This is a genomic window from Streptomyces sp. NPDC005485, assembly GCF_040606085.1.
In the GTDB taxonomy this organism is placed as follows: domain Bacteria; phylum Actinomycetota; class Actinomycetes; order Streptomycetales; family Streptomycetaceae; genus Streptomyces.
The window spans coordinates 1-22,822 of the sequence record NZ_JBEXDZ010000016.1 but is presented as its reverse complement, the minus strand read 5'-3'; the positions used below and the strand labels follow the sequence as shown (position 1 = coordinate 22,822).

Genomic DNA, 22,822 nt, shown 5'->3' with positions numbered 1-22,822 from the left:
GATGGGGGCGCCTTTCGTGGTGAGTGCTGCGCCGCTACCGGGCTTCATCGGCAGTGCATCGGCGTTCACGCCGGTGGTGAAGCCGATCTCGTGACTGTGGGGCGGAGCGCCACGGTGCCGTTGTGGCGGTGCCGGACGCTGCGGGTCACGGGGGTGAAGTGGGGAACGGGTGTTCCCGGCGACAGGGGGTGTCGTGTGTTCGTACGATCGGCGAATGCAGCTTCGGTATGCCTTCCGGTTGTATCCGGAGCCTGGTCAACGCGTGGCGTTGGCGCGGGCGTTCGGGTGTGCCCGTGTCGTGTTCAACGACGCGGTGCGCGCCCGTGAGGATGCCCGAGCGGCTCAGGCGCCCTACCCCAAGGCCGCTGTCCTGTCCCAGCAGTTGATCACCCATGCCAAGAACACCCCTGAGCGGTCCTGGCTGGGCGAGGTGTCCTCGGTGGTCCTGCAGCAGGCGTTGCGGGATGTGGAGGCCGCGTACCGGAACTTCTTCGCCTCGCTGAAGGGGGAGCGCAGGGGGAAGCGGGTGGGTGCGCCGCGTTTCCGGTCGCGCAAGGATGCCCGGCAGGCGATCCGGTTCACCGCGAACGCCCGCTGGAAGATCACCGGGGGTGGGCGGCTGTCGCTGCCGAAGATCGGCGCTGTGAAGGTGAAGTGGTCACGGTCCTGCCGGTGACGCCGTCGAGTGTGACGGTGATCGTGGATGCGGCGGGCCGGTACTTCGCCGGCTTCGTCATCGACACCGACGACGAGACGGACCGGGCCCGCTGGGACGAGCCGGACCCTGAGGCCGCGATCGGCATCGACCTGGGGCTCACCCACTTCGCGGTCCTCTCCGACGGAACGAAGATCGGCTCCCCGCGGTTTCTGCGCCGCGCGGAGAAGAAGCTGAAGAAGGCCCAGCGGGAACTCTCCCGTAAGAAGAAGGGGTCGAGGAACCGGGCCAAGGCCCGGTTGAAGGTCGCCCGCGCTCACGCGGGGGTGGCTGATGCGCGCAAGGAGTTCCACCACCAGCTCTCCACGACGTTGATCCGCGAGAACCAAGCGATCGCGGTGGAGGACCTGGCGGTATCCGGACTCGCACGCACGAGGCTGGCCAAGAGCGTGCACGACGCGGACTGGGCCCAGTTCGTCGGCATGCTCGAATACAAGGCGCAGCGTTACGGGCGGACCTTCGTGAAGGTCGGCCGGTTCGAGCCCACCAGCCAGACGTGCTCCACCTGCGGGCACCGGGACGGGCCCAAGCCTCTGCACGTGCGGAAGTGGACCTGCCCCGCCTGCGACACCGTCCACGACCGGGACCACAACGCCGCGATCAACGTCAAACAGGCCGCCGGACTGGCGGTATCGGAAGTCATGGAATCCCGCTCCGAGCACGTGCCGCGTAGCGGCACAGCAGCGAACGGGATGGTCGGAATCCCCCTCCTTCAGGAGGGGGTACAAGTCAATTAAGCGCTGTACCACCCGAGTTGTGATAGGCGATCGTCTTGTTGATCAGGTTTCCGCCGTCGGACTCGACCGTGGTCTGTTCGTCCTGCCCTGCGCCGAAGAACAGGCCGGCGACGTGGGCGTTCGCGACCTGGTCCATGTGGGCGAAGAACCAGTCCACCTTGTCGTCCTTGTAGTGGTTGAGGGTGTTGTTCTGCGCCATGTTGCCCAAGGGGATCTGCCACAGGACCACCGGCTTGCCCACGGACTCGGCCATCGTCTTGTAGAACTTCAGCGCGGCGGCGGCCTTCTGGTCGTTCCAGAAGTGGTCACTGCCGCCGTGGGCCGACTGCGCGTACCAGCCCGCGTCGCGGTCCGACACATCGGTGGCCAGGAAGTCGGCGTTCTTCGCCCCGAAGCTCGCGTAGTCCTTGACGCACGCCTGCGTGTTGGTCTCCCAGTCGAAGCAGGAAAGGTGCATCCCCGCGGCGGTGTTCGGCGCGTACTTGTGCGCCATCGAGATCAGGCACTGGGCGAGTCCGGCGGCGCTGTTCTCCTGCGATCCGCAGTCCTTCGGATTCGCGCCCGAGACCTGTGCGGGAACCTGGTGCGGATCGCCGAGCGAGCGGACGAAGCCCCAGAAGTCGGGCTCCAGGTCGATCGCGTCGTGCGACGTGCCGATCTTCTGGAGGAAGAAACGGTAGTCGTTCAGGTACCGGGTGAGCAGGTCGAGCCGGTTGATGGCCTTGACCTCGCCCGGACCGTCGCCCTCGCCTGCCGCATCCCCGAGGTCGCGCAACGAGTACCAGGTCCAGAGCATCTTCTGCGGACGCGGGCTGCCCTTGTACGTCGCGTGGGCCGCCACGTCGTCCCGCCAGGTCACGTACGTGCCGGGCGCCGTGGTGCTGCCGTTCCAGCAACCCCACCAGCCCGACCACCCGTCCTGGCATTTCGCTGCCGTGTAGTAGTCCGACGAGGGCGCGGGCTGGCTGTGCACATAGGCGTAGCGCGCGTCGAACGGTGCGGCGGCCGCCGAGGCGTCGGACATCGAGCCGCCGATGAGCACGGTGTCACTGCCCATGAACCGCTTCGCCGAACCACCGCTGCCACCCGCGGGCGACGAAGACGAAGGCGAAGACGATGGTTGATTGTCGCTCGGAGCCGGGCTTGCGGGAACGCCGCCGGCCGGCGCGGTGGGCGTACCGCCGCCGCCGACACTTCCGGCCGGGACGAGTTGCCACTGCTGATCGGCGCCGCCCCGGTCGCGGTTCTGGACGACGCCGCCCCCGTCGGCCTTGGCGGCGTTGCGGACACCGACAGCCATGCCACTGAAGCGATTGACCAAACGCACGTAGCCGTTGGACGACTTGGCCAGCTTGAACTGCTGATTGCTGCCGTTCAGGTCTTTCCACTGCACGAGGGCGGAGCCCGCGGTCTTCGACCGGCCGAGGTCGTCCAGCACCTTGCCGGAGGTCCGGTTCTTCAGCCGGTAGTACCCGTCACCCGCGTCGATGAACTGCCACTGCTGGTTGGCCCCGCCGTGGCGCGCCCACTGCACCACCGCCGCGCCGTCGTTCTTGGCGGAGCCGCGGTCGTCCAGCACCTTGCCGCTGTTGCGGTTGACCAGCACGTACCACTTCTTCAGATCCAGGGTTTTCTGGTCCGCCGAAGCCTGGCTGACCACGACAGCCGAGCCGGCCACGACCACCATGGCGAGACCCCCCCAGAGTCCCCGACGCGCGAGCAACCGACGACCACGATGCCTCGGACGACCACCGCGCGTGGGTGGACCGGGGACATGTCTGTGCTCTCGTTCCAGGGACATGCCTGTGCTCTCTTTCAGCTGTTGCATCTGACCGGACCACTTGGCCGGACAACGCTGAGTGGTCCGAGAGGCCGAAAAAGGTTGCCGCGAAGAGCCACAGTTTTGTTTCGCCTTGACCGCTTCCCGTTCGCTGCGGAGTACGGCACGGCTGACGTCGGCGGTGGCGAACGCCTGATGGCCGCTCCCGGCCCTCGCCCGCAGGCGAGTTCACGGGCCAGGGCCACGAAGGAGGGTTCGGCGAGCCCGCGCGACGGTTCCATGACCGGTGGGCGTGGTTCGGTGTCAGAGGGTTCGGGCCGCAGCGGCGTCGCGGAGGAGTCCGGCGAAGGTCAGGGCGGCGGGGGTGAGCGAGTGGTCGGCCATGCGAACCAGGAGGATGCGGCGGACGGGGGCCGGCGGCTGGAGGGGCAGGACGTTCACGCCGGGTCGGATGCCCTCCAGGGCCAGCGTGGGAGCGAGGGCGACGCCGATGCCGGCGGCGACCATGGCCTGGGCCTCCTGGTAGTCGTGGGCCTCGTAGGCGATGTGGGGCTCGAAGCCGACGGCGCGGCAGCCGCGCACGAGGGCTCCGGCCACCGGGTGATGCTCGGCGCGGGTGATCCAGGAGTCGTCTGCGAAGTCGGCGAGTGAGGCGGCGTCGCGGCCGGCGAGTGGATGGTGGTCGCTGACGAGAAGGGCCGGCGGGTCATCGAGGAGTGGGGTGATGACGATGTCCTCCCGGTCGATTCGGCTCCAGTCGTAGTCCCACATGAGGGACATCTCGATCTCCCGGTTCTCCAGCATCGTCCACAACCCGGCGATGCGGGCGCTGCGGACGGTCAGCCGTACGTCGGGATGGGCGTCCCGGAAGGCGATCACGGCCTGCGGGAGGAGCGAAGCGCCGACGGTGGGGAACGTGCCGATGCGCAGCGTGCCCGCGCGCAGGCCGGCGAAGTCGGCGAGTTCGTTCTCCGCGGCCTGCAGTTCGCGTTCGATCCGTTCACCTCGTTCAGCCAGCGACCGTCCGGCGTCGGTCACGGTGACACCCCGGGCGTGGCGCTCCAGCAGGGGCTGTCCTGCCTCTGCTTCCAGGCGGCTGATCTGCTGCGATACCGCTGACGGGGTGTAGTTGAGGGCGCGGGCGGTCGCGGTCACCGAGCCGCGCCGGGCGACCTCGGTGAACAGCAGGATGCGCCGGACGTCGAGCATGCCGCCACCTTAAGCGTTCACTTGAGCTTAATAGCCATGCAGATTTGCGAGATTGTACTTCACGCTGCCGTAACCCACCGTGGAGGACACCACGCACGGCGAGACCGTCCGTGGGCTTCCCCTTCCACGTCTGTGAGGAGCCAGTTGTGCTGCGTCTGCAGGGCGAGATGATCCGCGGAGGAACCAGCAAGTGCTGGATCTTCGACCACCGCGACGTGGCCGCCACGGGTGTGGACGTCGATGCCCTGCTGCTCGCCGCCTTCAATGCCGCCGACCCCCGCCAGATCGACGGCGTGGGCGGCGCTTCCTCCACCACCTCCAAGGCCGCCGTCGTCCAGGCATCGACCCAACCCGGTGTGGATGTCGAGTACGCCTTCGCGCAGGTCGGTATCGGAGACGAGCGCGTGGAGTGGGCCAGCAACTGCGGCAATTGCGCCACCGCCGTGGCCCTGTACGCCGTCCACCACAACCTCGTGCCGATCACGTCGGACACCACCACCGTCCGGATGCTCAACGTCAACACCGGGGCCCGCCTCACCGGCACGATCCCCACCCCCGCGGGCGTGGCCCCGGAGGAGGGCACGGCCGTGGTGCCGGGTACCTCGGCGCCCGGCGTGCCGGTCCTGCTCGGATTTCAGGACCCGGCGGGCTCGACGACCGGCCGCGCACTGCCGACCGGCCGAGCACTGGACGAGCTGACCGGCCCGGACGGTCCCGTCGAGGCATCCCTGGTGGACGCCGGCGCGCCGGCCGCGCTGTTCGAGGCCAAGGCGTTCGGCCTCGACGGCACGGAATCCCTCACCGCGTTCGCCACCGCAGTGCCCGCGCTGACACTGCTGCGCCGCCAGGCAGCGCTGGCCATGGGCCTGGCCCGCGAGGGCGACCCGGTCAGCCATGCGGTGCCGAAGGTGGGCATCGTCGCCCGACCTGCCCCTTATCGCACCACACAGGGCATACTCGTCAACCAGGACGAGTACGACCTGGCCGTGCGCATGGTCTCCATGCACGCCCCGCACCCGGCGATCGGCCTGACCTCCGCCGTGGCTCTGGCCACGGCCGCCGCCACCCCTGGCACCCTCGCCCACCGCGTCGCCCGGCAGACCGCCGACGGCACGCTGCGCCTGGGCACCCCCGCCGGCGTGATCACCACCCAAGCCGTCCCCGCACCGGACAGCGCGTCCCCCACGGTGCTGCTGCACCGCGCCGCCCGGCGTATCGCCCGAGCCGAACTCCTCGTTCCCGTCCTGGAAGGACGCCCCGCATGAGCCGCAACGACGCCGCCCCGGGTACCGTCACCGCGCCACCGGACCGCATCCGCCGGATGCTGTCCCACCTCTACATCCAGTGCTTGATCGCCGTCCTCCTCGGCGCCGTAGTGGGCTGGCTGTGGCCGTCCGTCGGCGCTGATCTCAAGCCGCTCGGCGACGGCTTCATCGCGCTGGTGAAGATGTTCATCGCGCCGATCATCTTCTGCACGGTCGTCCACGGCATCGCCTCCATGGGCAACGCCCGCGCGGTCGGCCGCGTGAGCCTGAAGGCTCTGATCTACTTCGAGGTGCTGACCACCGTGGCCATGGTGATCGGCCTGGTCGTCGTCAACGTCGTCAAGCCGGGCAGCGGTCTGCACGTCGACCTCTCGACCCTGACCACCAAGGGCCTGCCGCCGGAGGCGACCACGGCTCACGAGGGCTTCGCCGAGTTCGTCCTCGCCATCATCCCGGCCACCCTGGTCAGCGCCCTGACCGGCAACGAGATCCTGCCGGTGCTGCTGGTGTCGGTGCTGTTCGGCTTCGGCCTGCACGCCAGCGGAGAGGCCGGCCTGGGCATCGCCCGGGGCATCGAGAAGTTCTCCACGGTCCTGTTCACGCTCATCCGCTGGATCATGCGGCTCGCCCCCATCGGCGCGTTCGGCTCGATGGCGTTCACCATCGGCAACTACGGCCTGGGCACCCTGCGCCACCTGGCCCTGCTCGTCGGCTCGTTCTGGCTGACCGCCCTCTTCTTCGTTCTGGTCGTCCTCGGGACCGTGATGCGCCTGAACGGACTGCGGCTGCTGCCCTTCCTGCGCTACATCAAGGAAGAACTGCTGATCGTCCTGGGCACGTCCTCCACCGAGCCCGTCCTGCCGCGCATGATGGGCAAGCTCCAGCACCTGGGCGCCTCGAAACCGGTCGTCGGCATCACGCTGCCCGCCGGGTACTCCTTCAACCTCGACGGCACCGCCATCTACCTGACCATGGGCTCGGTCTTCCTGGCCCAGGCCCTCGGCATCGACCTCAGCCTCACCCAGCAGCTGTCCATGCTCGCTGTCATGCTGCTCACCTCCAAGGGCGCTGCGGGCGTAACCGGCTCCGGCTTCATCGCCCTGGCCGCCACCCTCAGCGCCGTGCCGCACGTCCCCGTCGCCGCCCTCGCACTGATCTTCGGCATCGACCGGTTCATGTCCGAAGCCCGCGCCCTGACCAGCCTCGTCGGCAACGGCGTCGCCACCCTGGCCGTCGCCCGGTGGGAGGGCGAGCTGGACGAGGACCGCGCGAAGGCCGTCCTGCGCGGAGAGATCCCCTACGCCCCCACCCCCGCTCCCGCCGCGGTGACAGCCGAGCCCGAACCGACGGAGACACCAGCACCAACCCACGTCCCCGTCCCCGCCGCAAGCTGACGTCGCGCTGCGACAAGTGCGTGCCAGTCAGCGTGCGTGAGGGACAGTGCGGGCCCTGCCCGTCTACCAGGTCCTCGCCGGCAGTACACCCGTCATGGTCACGACTCAGAAGGTGCTCGTCGCCCGGCTGGGTGACGAGCATGGGAGCCGGCTGCTGACCTTGGATGGTCGTCCCCGACGATCACCGTTCTGGCACGAATCTGGCACGCGGCAATAGATCACCGTGCACAGCAAAGAGGCCCAGGTCGCTGACCTGGGCCTTGATCATGGAGCGGGTGACGAGAATCGAACTCGCACTCTCAGCTTGGGAAGCGACGGCGCTTGCCGAGCTGGATAGCTTCTGACCTGGCCGTATGCACTCCGGCCCGGCACTCGGGGACAGCGGATCGCACCGCTGTCGACCGTGACTGACCGGTCTTGAGGGCACGCTATGGGCACGCCGCCCGGCCAGAGGCAGAGGGAGCCCCTGCACGGCGGCCGAGAGGCATTCCGGGGCCGGGTGCGAGTGCCGGTCGGTAGTCGCCGTTGCAGAAGCGCACGCCTGGGAGACCGGCTCCGAATGATCAGCAGTCGCTCAAATGTGAGAAGTCGGTGATCTGGCTGGTTGGCCGTCCCGGGGCAGTGGCGGCCCCATCAAGATGGTGATGTCGTTGATGCTGGTCGAGGTGACGGCCTCGTGCTCGTTTCGGGTGGGGGCACGGCGGGCGACGTCGTGGCCGTTTTCGTCCAGGACGCCGACCAGGCGAACCAGATGGGTCGTCCACAGCGGTGGACGGCGGAGACGGACGGTTGCGGCCGGCCCGCCCCCAAGGGGACGGACCGGCCGCGAAGGGGTCTACGGGGTCACGGTCACCCCGGGCGCCATTTCGGCGGTCCCGTTGGTGAGCTTCCCGGAGCCCATGGCGCCTTCGGAGCTGACGAAACGCAGCTCGTGGTTGGTGCCCCCCGCGTTGCCGACGGCGAGCAGGAGCGTGGACTGACCTGCCGTGTAGGCGTTCTGGACGAAGGACGTGATGTCGATGGTGATGTCGCGGCCGTCGACGGCGTTGCCCTGGTGGGTCCCGCCGCCCTCGGCGACGACGGTCGAACCGAGGTTGAAGGTGGCCGACTTGGCGACGGAGGAGGTCGTGGCGGTGAAGCTCGGCCGGTTCTGCCAGGTCATCGTGGAGACCGGGCAGGAGGTGCCGCCGCCGGTGCAGGTGGTGTCGGTGACGGGTTGGACGAGGAGTTGGTCGGTGTCAGTCGACGGGACCGTCGAATAGCGGTGGCCGACGTAGGTGAGATGGAGTGTCGCCTGGGTCGGTGACTTGGTGAGGCTGCTGATGGGGACCTGGATGTAGGAGAGCTTTCCGTCTCCGGATCCCGTGGTGTACTGCTCGCCCATCAAGCCGACGCCGGTGTTGCGGGTGACGAGGGTCAGGTCCGAGGAGTTGTTCTTGGTCTGGTCGCCGGTCCACGCGCCCACCCAGCTGTCGCCGTTGGTGAGGGCGCCGGGCTTGACGTTCCGGGTCTGGCCGTTCGCGTCCGTGTAGGTGGTGGTCAGCGTGCCGATCCCGCTCGGTGCCAGCGGGAACTGGCTGGTGTATTCGACGGGTTGGTTCGCGACGCTGAGGTTGTTCAGCGTCACGTTCGTGGTGCCGTTCAACGGGCTGCTGGTCTCCTGCTGCGAGAACCACACGTTGTCGAGTTGGAAGGTGCTGATCGGGGTCTTGGTGTACGTGTACGTGGTGCCCGAACCGTCGGGGTTGGGGGCGAACCCGTAGGTCGCCTGGTCGTCGGCGGTGATGGTCTGGGTGGATCCGTTGCCGCCGTTGAGCCTGATCGGTCCCGACGGGTACCGGGAGGTGTCGAACGAGCTGTTCTTGATCACGATGCTCGAGATGCGCGGGTACGGCTTGGGGCTGTTCTGCGTGAAGATGCCGCCGGCCCCCTGCGAGATGGAGTTGAAGTTGTCGAACGTGTAGTTGTTGAGCTTGTATCCCCACGAACTCCAGCCGATGCGGATCGAGTTGCCGGCACCGGAGGACCAGCTCAGCGTGTCGCGGACCGAGATGTTCTTCGAGTCCGCGTTGTCCCAGTGGTAGCTGTCGAACCCGAGCTCGTCGGCGACGGCGTCGTGGGCGCCCGCCGCGTTGGCATAGCCCTGGATGTCGGGGGTGGCGGTGCCGAGCGCGAAGTTGCCCCACACGCCGGCGGCCGTCGGGGTGAATCCGTCGCTGGGGTTGTAGTGGCCGGAGGCGAACGCGTCGTCGTTGCCGAGGGTGAAGACGCCGTTGGCGGTGATGTCCTGGCCGCTCGCGAAGTCCGTCCCGTCGATCCACGGCTGGGCGTACGGGGTGAGGCCCTTGATGTTGTTGAACGTCACCCTCTTGGCGGTGTGGGTCTCCCAGTTCCACTGCTTCGAGTCGCGCAGGTAGGTTTCGTTGAACGTGATGTCCGACGAGTGCATGACCATGACGCCGCCCTGGTGCACGCTGCGGTAGGCGTCGTGCGAGTCCATGCGGTAGTTCGCCACGCCGTTGCCGTCGTAGATACCGCGACCGTCGATCTCGATGTTGCTCGAGTTGATGATCCCGACCGCCGGCTCGAACGCCTCCATGTACCCCTGGATGCGGTTCTTCAGCAGGGCCCCTTCACCGGTGTAGATCTTCAGCTTGCCGCCCTTGAGCTTGCTGCCGTCCACACCGTTGACCAGGAGACCGGACGACACGTACGTGCCGTTCGGGAAGTAGAGCGTGTTGAGCGCCGTGGGGTTGGCCTTGATGGTGTCGATGGCGGCCTTCAGGGCGTACGTGACGTCGTCGGCGGCCATGACCCGCACATTCGGGTACCGCACATTGGTGCTGCTCGCGCTCACCAGGGTCCCGGCCGAGCTCTTCTGACCGGCGGGTATGGCGGTGCCGTTGACGGTCTTGCCGGCCATGGAGCTCGTCGTCGCCGCGGGAGCCTGCTGAGCCGTGCTGTTCGGGTGCGCCGCGAGGTACTTCGCGGTGAACTCCTGGAAGTTGAGGACACCGGTCTGCAGGTTGACGCCGGAACCGTCCGGTGCGCTCGTGGTGTTCGGGCGCTGCGCCGGGTCTTCCAGAGGGTCGTTGATGACCGCCAGGTAGGGCTGTCCCGTCACGCTGGTCGAGTCGCCGTTGACCATCACGATCGCTTGGTTCAACCCGGCGGCGGCTGACATCTGGAACGTCAGGGTGTGCTTGTCCGCGCTCACCGAGATGCTGCTGGACGGGTAGTAGCGTTCCGGGTAGACGTGCACCGTGTCGATCGTGGTGCTGGGCACCGTGACCGTGATCGTCGGTGTCCGGGAGTCCGACGCGAAGCGCGCGATGTCGAAGTTGTTGCGGTTCGCGGTGTAGCGCACAGCCTGGACGGGCGTGCCGGCGACTTGCACCTGGTACTTGGTGGACGCCTGGTCCGGGGACGTCGTCGTACCGCCTCCCACACCCGTCGGCGCGTACGTGTGGACGGTGGTGGCGGCTTGTGCGGGGACGGCGCCGGCGAGCATGAGGCTCGCCGCCGCGATGGTGGCGCTCGCGGCGGCCGCGATGACGCGCTGCACGCGCGATCTGCGTCGCGTCCGGGCGGGGGTCGGGTCGGCGTCGTCGCCGTCCGGTCGGATCATGCCTGTCTCTCCTCAGGACGAGACCTTTGCAGGTCTGTTCAGGCGCTCGCCGCCTGCTGGAGACGGCGCGGAGCATTCGCGATGCCGCGGCCGGACCGCGGCCGGGCCGCAGCCCTTGGGGGCCGTCGCGGCCGAGAGGACCACCCCGACGCACCGAGCGCGGGAGCGCGAGGTGACATCGAGTGTTGTGGCGCGCGGTGGGCCAGGGTGACACCCACCACATTGACCGATCCATGAGATCGGCGTGGCCGGGACGTTACTGCCGCTTTTCCGGAACCGTCAATGCTCCGCGCATTTCAAGTCGCGGAAACAGTCATGACCCGTTCATGACGCCCTCACCGTGCTCTGTAACGGCTGTATCACGGCCACGGGGCCAAGTCTTGCCCTCCTGCGACAGCCGTCCTACGCTGACGCCACTTTCGTGGATCGATAAAAGTTTCGGGGAGGCCTACGTGGTGACAATGGCGGATGTGGCCGCGAGAGCGGGAGTCACCAAGCAGACCGTCTCCAACGTGGTTTCGGGCAAGAAGGTACGGCCGGAGACCCTGGCGAAGGTGAACAAGGCGATCGCCGACCTCGGCTACAAGCCGAACCTGGTGGCGCGCTCGCTGCGCACCGGCAGCACGTCGACGGTGGGGCTGTTCGTGCCGTCGGTGGCCAATCCGTTCTATTCGGAAGTGGTCGAGGAGGTGGAGAACGTGCTGGTCGGACACGGGTACAACCTGCTGCTGGCCACCACGCGCGACGATCCCGACTACACCCGGGCCCACCTGGAGAACCTCGCCGCGCGCTCGGTGGACGCACTGCTGGTCGCCTGTGACAACGGCGTCGCACAGCAGCTGCCGATGCTCGTCGAGGCCGCCTTCCCGGTCGCGCTGTTCGCCTGGGAGGGAGACCCGCCGACCACCCTGCCGGTGGTGTCCATCGACTACGAGCACGCCGGGTTCCTGGCCGGGCGCTACCTCAGGGAACTCGGCCACCGGAACGTCGCGGTGATCGCCGATCTCCCCGCGCACACGCCGCGCGTGGCCGGGTTGCGCCGGGCGTTCGCCGAGGACGGGCTGGTCATCGACGACCACAAGGTGTTCGTCTGCACCAGGGACGATGCCGTCGGCGGGTTCGACGCGGGCCGTGCGGCGCTGGAGGCGGATCCGGATGTGACGGCGATCTTCGCCACCCACGACATCCTGGCCGTCGGTGCCGTCGAGGCGGTGGTCCGGTCCGGGCGGCGGGTCCCCAGCGACGTCAGCATCGTCGGCTTCGACGACATCGCCCAGGTCGGACAGATCCAGCCGGCGCTGACCACGGTCACCGTCCCGAAGCGGGAGATGGCCCAGCAGGCCGTCGAGCTGCTGCTGCGGGCCGTCGACTCCGGCCGGCCGCCGACCAACGTTTTCACGCAGCTGCGCCCGACGCTGACCATCCGGGACAGCAGCGCCCCGCCCCGGGCGACCTGACAGCACCTGGCACCGCTCGACCTGCGCGTCACCCCATGAGTCGACGGCACGGTCCTGCCGGGCCGGCTTCCGCCAACGCTACGAGTCCGACAGAAAGCACCTCCACTGATGAACGACCTCGACCCCAACGCCTACGTCGAAAACCGGTCGCCGGGCACCGGACGGCTGCGGCCGCGCGCCGCGTTCGCCACCGACCTGCCCACGATCGCGCTCGACGGCGACTGGAGATTCCGACTGGCGTCAGGGCTGGACGACCTCACCGGGGACTTCGCCGCGCCGGACTTCGACGACACCGCCTGGGACCTGCTCGCCGTACCGTCCTGCTGGCAGATGACCGGCCTGCCCGGCGAGCCGCGCTACGGCGCCCCCGCCTACACCAACATCCTGTACCCGTTCCCGGTCGACCCGCCGCGGGTGCCCCGGGAGAACCCGACCGGCGAGTACCGCCGCGAGTTCGACGTACCGGACGGGTTCCCGGCATCGGCCGCGGTGCTCCGGTTCGAGGGCGTCGACTCCGCGTTCGCGGTGTGGCTCAACGGGATCCGGCTCGGCGACGGCAAGGGCAGCCGGCTGACCACCGAGTTCGACGTCTGTGCTGCTCTGCGGCCCGGCCGGAACGTACTCGCGGTGCGCGTGCACCAGTGGTCGTCCGGCAGCTACCTGGAAGACCAGGACATGTGGTGGCTGTCCGGGATCTTCCGGTCGGTGTCCGTGGCCGCCCGCGGCGTCGAGGACTTCTTCGTCCACGCCGCCTACGACCACACGACGGGGCAGGGCACCCTGGCCGTCGACGTCACCGCCCCCACCCGGGTGTCCCTGTCGGTGCCCGAGCTCGGCATATCCGCCGCCGATCCGGCCGGCCCGCACGTGATCGACGGCGTCGAGCCCTGGTCGGACGAGCAGCCGCGCCTCTATGCGGGGGAACTGGTCTCCGAGGCCGGGGAGCGGATACCGCTGCGCATCGGCTTCCGCACCGTAGCCGTCGTGGACGGCGTCCTGACCGCGAACGGCAAGCCGATCTCCCTGCGGGGCGTCAACCGCCACGAATGGCATCCGCTGACGGGGCGGACCCTGACCGAGGACACCATGCTGACCGACGTGCTGCTCATGAAGCAGCACAACATCAACGCGGTGCGCACCAGCCACTACCCGCCCGACCACCGTTTCCTGGATCTGTGCGACGAGCACGGCCTGTGGGTGTTCTGCGAGGGCGACCTCGAGACGCACGGCTTCGAACCCGGCGGCTGGCGGCGCAACCCCAGCGACGACCCCGCCTGGCGCGAGGCCTACCTGGACCGGGCCGCGCGGCTGGTGGAACGCGACAAGAACCACCCCTCCGTCATCGTCTGGTCGCTGGGGAACGAGTCCGGCACCGGAGCCAACCTGGCCGCCTCGGCCGCATGGATCCGACAGCGCGACGACAGCCGCCTGATCCACTACGAGGGCGACTGGGCGAGCTGCGCGTACGTCGACCTGTACTCCCGCATGTACATCGGTGTGGACGAGCTGTCCGCCGTGGGACGCGGCCAGGAGGCACCGACGGCTGATCCGGCCGACGACGCACGCCGCCGCGCCCTGCCGGCCGTGCTGTGCGAGTACGGACACGCCATGGGCACCGGCCCCGGCGGGCTGTCCGAGTACCAGCAGGTCATCGAGGCACATCCGCGGCTGGCCGGTGGATTCATCTGGGAGTGGATCGACCACGGGATCGCCCGGCGCACCGGGCAGGAGGACCCCCGCTCGTTCTACGCCTACGGCGGCGACTTCGGCGAGGAGGTCCACGACGGCAATTTCGTCGCCGACGGGCTGCTCTTCCCCGACCGCACGCCGTCCCCGGGCCTGGTCGAGTACAAGAAGGTCGTCGAGCCGGTCCGGATCCGCATCCACCCGGCGACTCGGCAGATCGACGTGCACAACCTGCACCACGTCCGCGACAGCGGCTACCTGGAATTCCAGTGGACCGTCGAGGACGGCGGCGAGCCCGTGGGCTCCGGCGGCCTCACCGTGCCCGCGACCGCTCCGGGCGCGACGACGACCGTCGAATGGCCCGCCGACGTCACCGCCGCACTCGATGCGGCGCGCAAGAACGACTCCGGCCACGAGGTGTGGCTGACCGTGACCGCGGTGCTCGCCGCCGACGAGACCTGGGCCGAGGCCGGCCACGAGATCGCCTGGGGCCAGGGGCTGGTCGTGGCTCCGGCCGCCGCGCCCGTCCCGTTCACTCCGGCGCCGGCGATCGCCCACGACGGGTACATCGCACTGGGTCCCGCGCGGTTCGACGCCCGCAGCGGGGCGCTGACACGGCTCGGCGACCTGGAGCTCGACGGTCCGAGGCTGGACGTCTGGCGGGCCCCGCTCGACAACGACCTGCTCAGCGCCTTCGGGGTGCCGCAGGCCGACGCCTGGTTCGCCGCCGGACTGCACCGGATGCGCCACGACGTCCTGAGTGTCGAGCCCGACGTGTCGGGACTCACGGTCATCGCCCGCCTCGCCGCCGCGGGGTCCTCGTCCGGCCTCGGCGTGGTCTACCACTGGACGGCCTGCGACACACCGCATGCGGACCAGGCCCGGCTCCGGCTGGAAACCGTCGTCACCCCCGACGGCCCATGGCCGATGCCGCTGCCCCGACTGGGCGTCGCGATGTCGCTGCCCGGCACCGACGCCGACGTCGAGTGGTTCGGTCCCGGTCCCGGTGAGGCGTACCGCGACTCCCGCGCCGCGGCTCGCGTCGGCCGCCACCGGTCGACCGTCTCGGCGATGCAGATCCCTCAGGTCCGCCCGCAGGAGAACGGCAACCGCCACCAAGTCCGCCGCGCCAGGATCACCACCCCGGACGGCACGCTGCTCATCACCGGCGACCCGGTCATCGACCTGACCGTTCGCCCCTGGAGCACCGAAGCCCTGGCTGCCGCGGCCCACCAGCACGACCTGGTCCGCGACGGCCGACTCCATCTGCACCTCGACCACGCGCACCACGGTCTGGGCAGCGCGGCCTGCGGTCCGGGCCCGTCGGCACCGGACGTCCTGGCCGCGGTCACCACCGCGTTCGGCGTGGAGTTCGGCACCAGCCGGTAGACGGGCCTGCCCGCCCGCCCACCGGCCATCCAGCAAGTCAGCCCCTGTCACAGAAGGTTCCTCACATGAACAGCACCACCATACGCACCCGCAGACTCCTGACGATCACCACCGCGGCGCTCCTCGTGGCCGGCCTCGGCGCGTGCAGCAGCACCAAGAGCACCTCCGACAACACGGAGAAGGGCAAGGCCGGGCCGGTGAGCATGGAGTTCTGGGGCTGGGCCGGCTACGAGAAGATCGTCGACCAGTGGAACGCCTCCCACCCGAACGCCAAGGTCACCTTCAAGAAGATCCCGTCGGGCGGCACGGGCGGCTACACCCAGATCAGCAACGCGATCACCGCCGGCGAGGGCCCGTGCCTGGCCCAGATCGAGTACCAGGCCATCCCGTCGATGCTCGTGAAGAACACGGTCATGGACATCACGAAGTACGCGAGCGCCGACATGGCCAAGTACGTCCCGTCGGCCGTCTCCGCCTCCAGCATCGGCGGCAAGATCTACGGCGTCCCGGTGGACGTCGGCCCGATGGTCCTCTTCTACCGCAAGGACCTGTTCGCCAAGTACGGCATCACCAAGCCGCCGGCCACCTGGGCCGAGTACAAGGCCGACGCCAAGAAGGTCGCCGCCGCCGATCCGAGCGTGAAGTTCGGCAACGCGCCCAGCGAGGGCAACGATCTGGCGGCCTACACCCTGCAGACCGGCCAGTCCTGGTACTCGGTCAAGGGAGACAGCTGGACCGTCAGCATCGACAACCCCGGCACCCGCAAGGTCGCCGAATTCTGGCAGGACCTGCAGGACAAGGGGCTGGTGTTGTCGAAGACCGGCAACGCCTGGGACCCGAAGTTCAACAAGGCCGCCACAGCCGGCAAGGTGCTGACGTTCGTCAACGCGTCCTGGGCCGCCGGCGGCATCAAGTCGGACCTGAAGGGCCTGTCCGGCAAGTGGAGGGTCGCCCCGATGCCGACCTGGGAGGCCGGCGACGGCAAGAGCTCCAGCAACGGCGGCTCGGCCACCTCGGTGATGACCGGGTGCAAGTCGCCCCGCGAAGCCGCGCAGTTCGCCGCGTTCATGTCCAGCGACCCGCAGGCCGTGAAGACGGGCATCGAAAGCGGGCTGTACCCGGCGTCGAAGGCCGGACAGGACGACCCGTCGCTCACGGGGGGTGACCCGTACTTCGGCGGCCAGAAGGTCGGTGACGTGTTCAAGGCCTCCGCCGCGCAGGTGCCCAGCACCTGGACCAACGGCCCGACCTATCAGCAGGTCCAGACGGACCTCACCGGCGCCATGGGCAAGGGCACCCTGCCGGACGCGGTCACCAAGGTGCAGGCCTCGACGGTCGCCGCGATCAAGAAGCTCGGACTGTCGGTGTCCAACGGCTGAGTCAGCGGGACTCCAACCGCCCCGAAGAGTTCCCGCGGCCGCCGGTACCCGGCGCCGCGGGGACCCGCTCCCTGACGACGAACCGCCCAGCGAGGTTTCCATGAGCAGTCGCAGCAGCACCGACACCGCGTCACCGCCGCGGTCCGTGCCCGCGGTCACCCCCCGCAACTTCCCTACCGGTCGGCGTCGGCGCGCAGGCCGCCGTACCGCGTTGACCGCGTCGGGTTTCCTGGCGCCGTTCGCGGTGCTCTTCCTGACCATGATGGTCGCGCCGATCTGTTACGCGATCTACCAGAGCTTCTTCACCGTCCACCGCACCGGGCTGTTCGGCGGTGCGCAGTCCACAGAGTTCGCGGGACTGTCCAACTACGCCGCCGCCTTCAGCGACCACGACTTCACCGCGTCGATCGTCCGGGTCGTGCTGCTGGGCTGCGTCCAGGTCCCGGTCATGCTCGGCCTGGCCCTCCTGCTCGCGCTCCTGCTGGACTCCCGCTCGGCCCGGCTGCGGAAGACCTACCGGCTCACGTTCTTCCTGCCCTACGCGCTGCCGGGTGCGATCGCCGCGTTGATGTGGTCCTTCCTCCTGGCGAAAGACCTCTCGCCGTTCACCGGACCGCTGTCCCACCTCGGGATCGACGTCGACTTCCTGTCGCCGTCGTGGGTCCCGTTCTCGATCGGGAACATGATCACGTGGGGTTGGACCGGCTACAACATGCTGATCATCTACTCCGCGTTGCAGACGATCCCGGCGGAGGTGATGGAGGCCGCCGCTCTCGACGGCTGCACCGGGTGGCGCCTGGCGTGGGCGGTGAAGATCCCGCTGGTACGTCCCGCGCTGGTGCTGACCACGATCTTCTCCATCATCGGGACGGCGCAGCTGTACACCGAGCCTGCGGTGCTGGTCAGCGCGCGTATCCCGGGCGTCGACCCGAAGTTCTCCCCGATCATGAACGCGACCCTGGGCATGGACGTGGGCGGCCAGAACCTGGCCGCCGCCCAGTCCGTCGTGCTCGCGGTGATCACCCTCGTGCTCTCGTTCGGCTTTCTCAAGTACAACCAGCGCAAGGGAGCGATGGCATGAGCGTGATTTCGGCCGACCGCCCGACCCGACCGGCCCGCCGCGGCACCGACATGGCGAGCAAGGTCGTCGTCAACGGCATGCTGGGCCTGATGGCCCTGTACACGCTGATCCCGCTGTGGTGGCTGTTCGTCTCCGCGACCAAGGCCTCGGGCTACCTCTACACCGGTACGCCGCTGTGGTTCTCCCACTTCGACCTGGTCACCAACATCAGAGACGTGTTCAGCTTCGAGGGCGGCATCTTCGCCACCTGGCTCGCCAACAGCGCGCTGTACAGTTTCGTCGGCGCCACCGTCGGCACCCTGCTGTCCGCGATGGCCGGCTACGCGCTGTCCAAGTTCAGGTTCCGCGGCCGGGAAAGCGTGTTCAACGTCGTCCTGGCCTCGGTTCTCATCCCGGCGCCGATGTTCGCCCTGCCGTTGTTCCTGCTCATGGCCAAGCTCGACATCACCAACTCCTACTGGTCGGTGCTGCTGCCCAGCTGTGTCAGCCCGTTCGGCGTCTACCTGTGCAGGATCTTCGCCGCGGCGTCCGTCCCGGACGAACTCCTTGAGGCCGCACGGATCGACGGAGCAGGCGAACAGCGCACCTTCTTCCGGATCGCCCTGCCGCTGATGTCCCCGGCACTGGTGACCGTCTTCCTGTTCCAGTTCGTCGGCATCTGGAACAACTACCTGCTGCCCTCGCTCATGCTCAACTCGTCCTCACTGCAGCCCGTCACGGTGGGCCTGGTGCAGTGGCGCGCGGAGTTCGCCGGCGGAGTGCCGGCGTTGCTGCCGATCACCGGTGCGTTCCTGTCACTGATCCCCCTGCTCCTCGCCTTCATCAGCCTCCAGCGGTTCTGGCGCAAGGGCCTGACCGCAGGCGCCGTCAAGTAGCGCGTCCGCCGCCGCACCCCCGTCCCGCACTGCAAAGGACTACCGCATTGCCCCGCGCCCACATCGAACTCGACAGGCGGGCCGTCATCGCCCCCGTCCGGCGCCGCACCTTCGGCTCGTTCGTCGAACACCTCGGCCGCTGCGTGTACACCGGGCTCTACGAGCCGGAACACCCGAGCGCGAACGACGAAGGGTTCCGTATGGACGTCGTCGCGCTCGTCAGGGAGCTCGGAAGTACGACCATCCGCTACCCGGGCGGCAACTTCGTCTCCGGGTTCCGCTGGGAGGACTCGGTCGGCCCGCGCGACAAGCGCCCGGTGCGCCGCGACCTCGCCTGGCACTCGCTGGAGTCGAACCAGGTCGGCCTGGACGAGTTCGCCCGCTGGCTCAAGCTCACCGACTCCGAACTGATGCTCGCGGTGAACCTCGGCACGCGGGGCATCCAGCCCGCCCTGGACCTGCTCGAGTACGCCAACCACCCCTCCGGTACGGCGCTGTCGGACCTGCGTATCGCCAACGGCACGCCCAAGCCGCACAACGTGCGCATGTGGTGCCTCGGCAACGAGATGGACGGGCCGTGGCAGACCGGCTTCCTGGCGGCCGACGACTACGGCAAGCTCGCCGCCCGTACCGCCGGCGCGATGAAGATGGCCGACAAGGAGCTCGAACTCGTGGTCTGCGGCTCCTCCAACTCCGGAATGCCGACCTTCGGCGACTGGGAGCGCACGGTGCTCGAGCACACCTACGACCACGTCGACTACGTCTCCTGCCACGCCTACTACCAGGAGTACGACGGCGACCTCGGCTCCTTCCTCGCCTCGGCGACCGACATGGATTACTTCATCGACACCGTCGTCGCGACCGCCGACCACGTGGGCTACAAGAAACGCTCCAACAAGAAGATCAACATCTCGTTCGACGAGTGGAACGTCTGGTACCAAAAGGAGCACGCGGAGTCCGACGAGGTCAACGACGAGTGGCGGCACGCCCCCCGGCAGCTGGAGGACGTCTACTCGGTGGCGGACGCCGTCGTCGTCGGCAACCTGCTGATGACCCTCCTCAAGCACAGCGACCGCGTCACCTCCGCGTCGATCGCGCAACTCGTCAACGTGATCGCGCCGATCATGACCGAGCCCGGCGGCCCCGCCTGGCGGCAGACCACCTTCCACCCGTTCTCGATCACGAGCCGGCTCGCCTCCGGCGAGGTGATCCGGCCCCTGATCCAGGCACCGGTGTACGACACCGCACGCCACGGTGAGGCATCCGTCATCGACGCCGTCGCCACCGCCGACGAGGACCGGGCCGCGGTCTTCCTCGTCAACCGTGACCTGCACGAGCCCGCGCAGGTCACGATCGACGTCCGGAGCCTCGGCTCGACGCACGTGACCGAGGCGGTCACGCTCGCCGACGCCGACGTGTACGCCAAGAACACGCTCACGGAGCAGAACCGCGTGACCCCGGCCCCGAACACGACCGCGAAGCTCGCCGACGGCGTGCTCACCGTCGAACTGCCACCGGTGTCGTGGACCGCCATCGCGCTTGGCTGAGTACCGCGACCGTTGACGGCGTCCAGTGTCGTCGCAACACCCCAGCTCAGGGGATGCGTTGGACCAGGCCGTGTTTTAGACCCAGCAAGTGCGCCGGATTCCCCTTTGCCTCCCGGGCCTCAGCTGGAGGCCCGCCCGGCGGGAGCCGTGACAGCCCGCCGGCAGGGCCCCTCTGGGGCCAAGATGGGTCCGGAAGGACAGTGAAACGCCGTGAACGATCAACACGGCCGGGATACTTTCATGTCTCCTGACCTGCGCAGACGTGGAAAACGGGGATGCTCGGGGAAGCCCGGGGCACCGCTCTGGCGATCTCGTAATGCGTAGGTCTCGGGTTCGAATCCCGAAGGCGGCTCTGTGGAAGCCTCAGGACTCACTCGCCGTGACCTGGGGCTTTTGCTTTTGGCGGATGCGGCGACTGCGACGGCGGCTGCTCGGGTCGAGTGGGGGCTCCCAACCGCTTCCTCTCCGTCGTCCTGCGGTCGGCCCGACCTGTCGGCACCCCGTGCCACCGCCGGAATCAACGAACTACCGGCACCGGCGGTCCGGCTCCCCCCGTGTTGTTTCCGGGAAACGGATAACACTTTTCGGGTCCAAAGAATGAAAAAGCTCCGGCAAAGGCGCTGTCAAGTATGTGGACCCTGAATCGGCAACGGGAGTTCACGTTCTGGGCTCAGTGCTCGGTTGACGAAATACCGAACACGCCGATCCGTTCCGACTTCCCTCGCTGGCGCAAGGACTCGCAGGTCAGCGACACGAAGCGCAATGCGCGCCGCCTAGAGGTCGCACGGGATGTAAGCGCTCACACAAGTCACACAAATGAACGTGTTGGAAATCTTGACGCAATGTCACGCCGGACCCATAGTGATGGCCGCGCAGCCAAAAGTGCCCGCACCCCTGGATGTCTGCACGCACGCTGAGTGATCGCCAGAATTGTCAGCGCTGATAAAGCGGCCTCCCGCCATTCGGCAATGAGGAAACGGAGTTTCACGGTGATCGGTCCTTTGCGTCTTCACCGCCTGAGAGGGCTGCTTCTCTCCGCCGGCGCGACCATCGCGCTGGTTGCCGGGGTCCTGATCGGAACGGCTGCCCCCTCGCAGGCCGCGACGTCACTCCCGTGCGACATCTACGCCTCCGCCGGCACCCCGTGTGTCGCCGCGCACAGCACGACGCGGGCGCTCTTCGCCGCGTACAGCGGATCGCTCTACCAGGTCAAGCGCGCGTCGGACTCCACGACCGCGAACATCGGGACGCTCACCGCCGGCGGCTACGCCAACGCCGCGGCGCAGGACACGTTCTGTTCCGGCACGACCTGCATCATCACCAAGATCTACGACCAGAGTTCGAAGCACAACGACCTCACCATCGAGGGGCCCGGCGGCAACGGCGGACAGGACGTCGGTACGATCGCCAACGCCCTCCCGGTGACGGCCGGCGGCCACTCGGTCTACGGGGTCTTCGTGTCGCCCGGTGTCGGCTACCGCGACAACAGCACCTCGGGCGTAGCGACGGGGAGTTCCCCGGAGGGCGCGTACATGGTGACCAGCGGCCACCATGTGAACAACCGCTGCTGCTTCGACTACGGCAACGCCGAGACCTCCGGCAACGACACCGGCAACGGCCACATGGACGCGATCAACTTCGGTACGGAGTGCTGGTTCTCGTGTTCCGGCGCCGGATCGGGCCCCTGGGTCGAGGCGGACCTGGAGAACGGGCTCTTCTTCGGAGGAAACGGAGCCAACTCGAGCAACAAGGGCAACTCCAGCGAGTTCGTCACCGCCCTTGAGAAGAACAACGGCAAGACCACCTATGCGATCAAGGGTGGCAACGCGCAGTCGGGCAGCCTGTCCACCTGGTACAACGGAGCCCTGCCCAACCTCGGCGGGTACACCCCGATGAGCCTTGAGGGCGCCATCGTTCTGGGCACCGGCGGTGACAACAGCAACGGTTCCGACGGATCCTTCTTCGAGGGCGTCATGACCTCCGGTTATCCGACGGACGCCGCTGACAACGCCGTACAGGCCAATGTCGTCTCGGTCGGCTACACGAAACCGGCTGCCGCCTTCCCGGTCACCGGCACCGCGTACCGGCTGACCAACGTCAACAGCGGCAAGGTCCTCGACGCCACGAACTGCGGCACCGCCAACGGCACCTCGATCCAGCAGTGGACCTCGCTCGGCAACACCTGCCAGCAGTGGAAGTTCGCCGGCGCGGGCAACGGCCACTACACCATCACCAACGTCAACAGCGGGACGGTCCTGGACTCCGTGAACTGCGGACAGTCCAACGGCACATCCCTCAACCTGTGGGCCGCCCTCGGCAACCTCTGCCAGCAGTGGGACGTCACCAAGGTCGGCAGCCACTACACCATCAGCAACGTCTACAGCGGCAACGTGCTCGACGTGAAGGACTGCGGCACGTCCAACGGGACCGTCGTCCGCCAGTGGCAGCAGCTCGACAACACCTGCCAGCAGTGGAACATCGCGCCCTAGGGGCGGCATCCCCTGGAGCGGGTGTCACAGCGTGAGTTCGGCCCTGGGGTGCGCCCGTCATGGTGCGCACCCCAGTGGTCGTTTCGGGGGTGGGTCACGCCTCGTCGTCGTTGACCCACGACATGAGCTTGCGCAGTTCCTTGCCGGTGGTCTCCAGGAGGTGCTCGGAGTCGGCGGTCTTGTACTCGTTG

The 22,822-nt window shown here is 68.3% G+C and carries 12 protein-coding genes and 1 pseudogene; 10 read left to right on the top strand and 3 right to left on the bottom strand.

The window, feature by feature from the left end:
* Positions 1 to 214: 214 nt before the first annotated feature.
* A pseudogene (locus ABZS97_RS08400) lies at positions 215 to 1,452 on the top strand (RNA-guided endonuclease TnpB family protein).
* Here the strand turns inward: ABZS97_RS08400 and ABZS97_RS08395 are convergent.
* On the bottom strand, positions 1,445 to 3,139 hold the full coding sequence (locus ABZS97_RS08395; RefSeq protein ID WP_356135032.1) for an RICIN domain-containing protein: 1,695 nt from the start codon (positions 3,137 to 3,139) through the stop codon (positions 1,445 to 1,447). The pseudogene ABZS97_RS08400 and the gene ABZS97_RS08395 overlap by 8 nt on opposite strands.
* Positions 3,140 to 3,535: 396 nt before the next feature.
* Complete coding sequence (locus ABZS97_RS08390) at positions 3,536 to 4,441, bottom strand: LysR family transcriptional regulator (protein ID WP_356135030.1); 906 nt, start codon at positions 4,439 to 4,441, stop codon at positions 3,536 to 3,538.
* Between the two features lie 146 nt (positions 4,442 to 4,587).
* On the opposite strand from ABZS97_RS08390, the gene ABZS97_RS08385 reads away from it, so the two are divergent.
* Together ABZS97_RS08385 and dctA are read left to right on the top strand one after the other, a co-directional pair.
* Complete coding sequence (locus ABZS97_RS08385; protein WP_356135028.1) at positions 4,588 to 5,706, top strand: PrpF domain-containing protein; 1,119 nt, start codon at positions 4,588 to 4,590, stop codon at positions 5,704 to 5,706.
* Entirely contained in the window at positions 5,703 to 7,100 is a 1,398-nt protein-coding gene (gene dctA / locus ABZS97_RS08380) for a C4-dicarboxylate transporter DctA (RefSeq protein WP_356135026.1), read from the top strand. Before ABZS97_RS08385 ends, dctA begins: the two co-directional genes overlap by 4 nt.
* An 835-nt stretch (positions 7,101 to 7,935) precedes the next feature.
* Here the strand turns inward: dctA and ABZS97_RS08375 are convergent.
* Positions 7,936 to 10,728, bottom strand: a complete 2,793-nt coding sequence (locus ABZS97_RS08375; RefSeq protein WP_356135024.1) for a DNRLRE domain-containing protein — start codon at positions 10,726 to 10,728, stop codon at positions 7,936 to 7,938.
* Between the two features lie 461 nt (positions 10,729 to 11,189).
* On the opposite strand from ABZS97_RS08375, the gene ABZS97_RS08370 reads away from it, so the two are divergent.
* From ABZS97_RS08370 to ABZS97_RS08340, 7 genes are all read left to right on the top strand, one after another.
* Positions 11,190 to 12,185, top strand: a complete 996-nt coding sequence (locus tag ABZS97_RS08370) for a LacI family DNA-binding transcriptional regulator (RefSeq protein WP_356135112.1) — start codon at positions 11,190 to 11,192, stop codon at positions 12,183 to 12,185.
* A gap of 108 nt (positions 12,186 to 12,293) precedes the next feature.
* Entirely contained in the window at positions 12,294 to 15,260 is a 2,967-nt protein-coding gene (locus tag ABZS97_RS08365) for a glycoside hydrolase family 2 TIM barrel-domain containing protein (protein ID WP_356135020.1), read from the top strand.
* Between the two features lie 65 nt (positions 15,261 to 15,325).
* Positions 15,326 to 16,639, top strand: a complete 1,314-nt coding sequence (locus ABZS97_RS08360; protein ID WP_356135018.1) for a sugar ABC transporter substrate-binding protein — start codon at positions 15,326 to 15,328, stop codon at positions 16,637 to 16,639.
* Between the two features lie 100 nt (positions 16,640 to 16,739).
* On the top strand, positions 16,740 to 17,720 hold the full coding sequence (locus ABZS97_RS08355; protein ID WP_356135016.1) for a sugar ABC transporter permease: 981 nt from the start codon (positions 16,740 to 16,742) through the stop codon (positions 17,718 to 17,720).
* Positions 17,717 to 18,595: a carbohydrate ABC transporter permease gene (locus ABZS97_RS08350; protein WP_356135014.1), complete on the top strand. Its 879-nt coding sequence runs from the start codon at positions 17,717 to 17,719 to the stop codon at positions 18,593 to 18,595. The genes ABZS97_RS08355 and ABZS97_RS08350 overlap by 4 nt, the downstream gene beginning before the upstream one ends.
* Positions 18,596 to 18,642: 47 nt before the next feature.
* Positions 18,643 to 20,142 carry an alpha-N-arabinofuranosidase gene (locus tag ABZS97_RS08345; RefSeq protein ID WP_356135012.1) on the top strand — a complete coding sequence of 500 codons (1,500 nt, stop codon included), beginning with the start codon at positions 18,643 to 18,645 and terminating at the stop codon, positions 20,140 to 20,142.
* A 1,001-nt stretch (positions 20,143 to 21,143) separates the two neighbouring features.
* Positions 21,144 to 22,631, top strand: a complete 1,488-nt coding sequence (locus ABZS97_RS08340; protein ID WP_356135010.1) for an arabinofuranosidase catalytic domain-containing protein — start codon at positions 21,144 to 21,146, stop codon at positions 22,629 to 22,631.
* The last annotated feature ends 191 nt before the right edge of the window (positions 22,632 to 22,822 follow it).